Origin of the sequence: Streptomyces purpurogeneiscleroticus (assembly GCF_020024005.1) — a bacterium.
GTDB classification, from domain to species: Bacteria; Actinomycetota; Actinomycetes; order Streptomycetales; family Streptomycetaceae; genus Streptomyces; species Streptomyces purpurogeneiscleroticus.
On record NZ_NHSG01000345.1, the window covers coordinates 1 to 4219 of the forward strand.

4 protein-coding genes are annotated in these 4219 nt (G+C 71.0%); 1 reads left to right on the top strand and 3 read right to left on the bottom strand.

Going from position 1 to position 4219, the window contains the following annotated elements; all coding sequences use genetic code 11:
* Positions 1–124: 124 nt before the first annotated feature.
* From CCS38_RS23155 to pgsA, 3 genes are read right to left on the bottom strand one after another with little or no spacing between them, the layout of a single operon-like run.
* Entirely contained in the window at positions 125–1297 is a 1173-nt protein-coding gene (locus tag CCS38_RS23155) for a glycosyltransferase family 4 protein (protein ID WP_223735239.1), read from the bottom strand.
* Complete coding sequence (locus CCS38_RS23160; RefSeq protein WP_223735240.1) at positions 1294–2259, bottom strand: phosphatidylinositol mannoside acyltransferase; 966 nt, start codon at positions 2257–2259, stop codon at positions 1294–1296. The genes CCS38_RS23155 and CCS38_RS23160 overlap by 4 nt, the downstream gene beginning before the upstream one ends.
* On the bottom strand, positions 2256–2906 hold the full coding sequence (gene pgsA, locus CCS38_RS23165; protein WP_223735241.1) for a phosphatidylinositol phosphate synthase: 651 nt from the start codon (positions 2904–2906) through the stop codon (positions 2256–2258). The genes CCS38_RS23160 and pgsA overlap by 4 nt, the downstream gene beginning before the upstream one ends.
* Before the next feature lie 362 nt (positions 2907–3268).
* Between pgsA and CCS38_RS23170 the strand changes: the two genes are divergently transcribed.
* Positions 3269–4219, top strand: a 951-nt coding sequence (locus tag CCS38_RS23170) for a GTP-binding protein (RefSeq protein ID WP_223735242.1), incomplete at its 3' end; no start/stop codon positions are given.

The following is a 4219-nucleotide window of genomic DNA, read 5'->3' on the forward strand; positions in this document are numbered from 1 at the left end:
CTCGCGGGGGCGGGCTCCGGCACGGGGGCGCGCCGTGCCCGGCGGGGTCCGTTGCCGGCTGCCGCGCCGTCGTGGCCGGTCGCGCAGTTCCCCGCGCCCCTGGTCTCGCCCTTCGGGCTCGTTCTCAGTCGCCGGACGGGCTTGTTTTTAGGCCCCAGCGGGCACGCAGGCCCACCCGTTCATCCGTGTCCACCGACGCCGCCCCGTCGGTGACCGTCTCGTACACCGCGAGGATGTCGGCCCCCACCGTCGACCAATCGAATCGCCGTACATGGCGGGCGCCGCGCTCCCGGAGCTCCGCCAGCCGCGCCGGGTCGCGGAGCAGCCGGATGGCAGCCGCGGCGAGCGCGTCCGCGTTTTCGTTGGTGAAGAGTTCGCCCGCCTCGCCCTGGTCCAGGACCTGGGCGAAGGCGTCGAGGTCGCTGGCGAGGACGGGCGCGGCCGCGGACATCGCCTCGACGAGGATGATGCCGAAGGACTCGCCGCCCGTGTTGGGGGCGACGTAGAGGTCGACGCTGCGGAGCAGGCGCGCCTTGTCCTCGTCGGTGACCATGCCGAGGAATTCGACGCGGGAGCGGAATTCCGCGGGGAGGCCGGCGACGGCTTCCTTCTCGTCACCACGCCCGGCGACCAGCAACCGCGCGTCGGGGACCTCGGCGAGGATTTCGGGCAGGGCCTTCATCAGGACGGGGAGGCCCTTGCGGGGCTCGTCGATGCGGCCTATGAAGCCGATGGTGCGGCCCTGCCACTCCTTCTTCGGCTCGGCGCGGGCGAAGAAGTCGACGTCGACGCCGTTGGGGATCACCACCGCGTCGCCGCCGAGGTGTTCCACCAGCGTCCGGCGGGCGTACTCGCTGACCGCGATCCGCGCACTGATCTTCTCCAGCGCGGGCTGGAGGATCGGGTACGCGGCGATCATGGCGCGGGAGCGCGGGTTGGAGGTGTGGAAGGTCGCCACGATGGGGCCCTGGGCGGCCCAGCAGGCCAGCAGGCCGAGGGACGGGGAGGCCGGTTCGTGGATGTGGATGACCTCGAACGCGCCGTCGTGCAGCCAGCGGCGTACCCGGGCGGCGGAGAGGAAGCCGAAGTTGAGCCGGGCAACCGAACCGTTGTACGGGACGGGTACGGCACGTCCGGCGGAGACGACATACGGCGGGAGCGGTGTCTCGTCGTCGGCCGGAGCGAGTACGGAGACCTCGTGGCCGAGCCGGATCAGATGCTCGGCGAGGTCGCGGATGTGGAACTGGACGCCGCCCGGGACGTCCCACGAGTAGGGGCAGACGATCCCGATCCTCAAGGCGTCTCCGTCTCTCGGACGCCCGCACCACGCGGCTCCAGGTCGGCGAGCCACAGTCGCTGCAGCATGTGCCAGTCCTCCGGGTGCTCGGCGATGCCCGAGGCGAAGGCGTCGGCCAGGGCCTGGGTCATCGCGGCGGCCTTGTCGGTGCGCGTACCGGTCTCGGGTACCTCGATCCCGGGATGTACACGGCCCCGCATGACGGGCGTACCGTCGTACCACAAGGTGACGGGCAGCAGCACCGCGCCGGTCTGGAGCGCGAGCATGGCCGGTCCCACGGGCATCTTGGCGGCCTCGCCGAAGAACTTGACCTCCATGCCGGAGGCGGACAGGTCGCGGTCGGCGACCAGGCAGATCAGGCCGCCGGCGCGGAGCCGCCGGGCGAGTATGCCGAAGGCCGCGCCGCCGGTGTGCGGCAGTACCTCCATGCCCAGGCTCTCGCGGTAGGCGACGAACCGGTCGTAGAGCGATTCGGGCTTCAGGCGCTCGGCGACGGTGGCGAAGGGCACGCCGAGGGCGCGGGTGACCCAGACGCCGGCCAGGTCGTAGTTGCCCATGTGGGGCAGGGCGAGGATGACGCCGCGGTCGCTGTCCAGGGCCTCGGCGAGGTACTGGATGTCGGTGACGTCCACGCTGCGGCGGACCCGCTCGCGACTCCAGGCCGGGAGGCGGAAGGATTCCATCCAGTACCGCATGTAGGAGCGCATACCGGCCCGGGAGAGCCGGGAGAGGGCCTGCGGGGAGGCGTCGGGGACGACCCGCGCGAGATTGGCCTCCAGGCGCCGTACGCCCTTGCCGCGCCGCTTCCAGACGGCGTCGGCGATGCGTTCGCCCAGCCGTACGGCGACCGGCTCGGGCAGTTTCTTGACCGTGGCCCAGCCGAGGCCGTAGAGCGTGTCGGACAGTTTCCCCGTGTCCAGCAGCCTGTCGAGACCGGGCAGCTTGGTGATGTCGAGCTTCACGCGCTCTCTCCCCCCACGGCGTCCGCCTCGGCGGACTCCCGGCGTACGGTGACCACCCGCTGGCCCAGGGTGACCGCGCTGCCGATGGCCACGATCCACAGGGCGATCGGGAGCAGGTTCTGGATCCAGGGCACGCCGAACTTGTGGAGGCCGGAGAAGCCGCAGGCCACCAGCGAGATCACCAGGCGTTCGGCGCGCTCGATCAGGCCGTTGACGTTGACCGGGAGGCCGATGCTCTCGCCGCGCGCCTTGGTGTACGAGACGACCTGGCCGGAGGCGAGGCAGAAGATCGTCACCGCGCAGAGCATCAGGTCGTCGCCGCGGCCCGCGTACCAGAGGGCGAGTCCGCCGAAGATCGCCGCGTCGGCGACCCGGTCGAGGGTGGAGTCCAGGAAGGCGCCCCAGCGGCTGGAGCGGCCCAGCTGCCGTGCCATGTTGCCGTCGACCAGGTCCGAGAAGACGAACAGGGTGATGACGACGGTGCCCCAGAAGAACTCGCCCAGCGGGTAGAAGACCAGCGCACCGGCGACCACGCCGGCGGTACCGAGGACGGTGACCACGTCGGGGCTGATGCCGAGGCGGATGAGCAGGGCGGCGAACGGCGTGAGAACACGCGTGAAGAACGCACGCGCGTACTTGTTCAGCATGGCCTTCCCGGAGGTTGTGTGCGGGCCGCGCGGTCAGTGGGGCCACCGGCTGGCCCATCGTAGCCAGCCGTCCTCGGCGCTTTGCGAACGCACCACGGCTCACGGCCGCCCCCGAGGCGCGCCGGAGGCTCCCCCGCCACCCGCCCGGCGCACCGGGCCGGGAGCGCGCACAGCGCCACGACCACGGCGGAAGGGGGCAGTTGGCGGCCGTACACGGGTGCCCTGTGCACCCGTTCGGGCTTGTCCCGCATGATCCCCGGCCATACCCAAGATCCCCTATCGTCCCTTGTGCGATGTATGGACGCACCATGACCTCGGTGGAAAGCTCGGAACACCGCAGAGTGTCGACCTGGAGGCAGAACATGGGTGACAAGACGAGCACACATCCAGGAGCCGCCGGCAGGGCAGCGGCGGTCGACCACCCCTCCTCCGTACGGAATGTGGTGCTGGTCGGCCACAGCGGATCGGGGAAGACCACCCTGGTCGAAGCCCTCGCGCTCGCGTCGGGCGCGGTCAACAGGGCGGGCCGGGTGGAGGACGGCGGCTGCCTCTCCGACTACGACGAGATCGAGCACCGGCAGCAACGCTCCGTACAGCTCTCCCTGGTCCCGGTCGAATGGGACGGGATCAAAATCAATCTATTGGACACTCCCGGATACGCCGATTTCGTCGGGGAGCTGAGGGCCGGTCTGCGGGCAGCGGACGCGGCCCTTTTCGTTGTCTCGGCGGCGGACGGCGTGGACGGCGCCACCCGAATGGTCTGGGACGAGTGCGCGGCCGTGGGAATGCCCCGCGCCATAGTGATCACCCACCTCGAAGCCGCCCGCGCCGACTTCGACGATATGACCGAGACCTGCCGCAGCGCCTTCGGCGGCGAGGACCCCGACGCCGTGCTGCCGCTGTACCTCCCGCTGTACGGCGAGGCCGGCGCCGACGGCCACGCCCCCGTGCACGGCCTGATCGGGCTGCTCTCCCAGCGCGTGTACGACTACTCCGGAGGCAGCAGGAAGGAGCGCGATCCCGAGACCGGCGAGCTGCCCCTCATCGAGGAGGCCCGCAACCGCCTCATCGAGGGGATCATCGCCGAGAGCGAGGACGAGTCCCTGATGGACCGCTACCTCGGCGGCGAGGACATCGACATCAAGACGCTCATCGGCGACCTGGAGACCGCCGTCGCGCGCGGCAGCTTCCACCCCGTACTGGCCGCGGCGCCCGCCGCCGACGGCAGCAAGGAGGGCCTGGGCACCATCGAGCTGCTGGAACTGATCACCGGCGGCTTCCCCACCCCCGCGGAACGGGAGGCCCCCGCCGTC

Excerpts from the sequence above, each read along its gene's own strand:
- pgsA (WP_223735241.1), bottom strand. The coding sequence starts at position 2,906 with ATGCTGAACAAGTACGCGCGTGCGTTCTTCACGCGTGTTCTCACGCCG.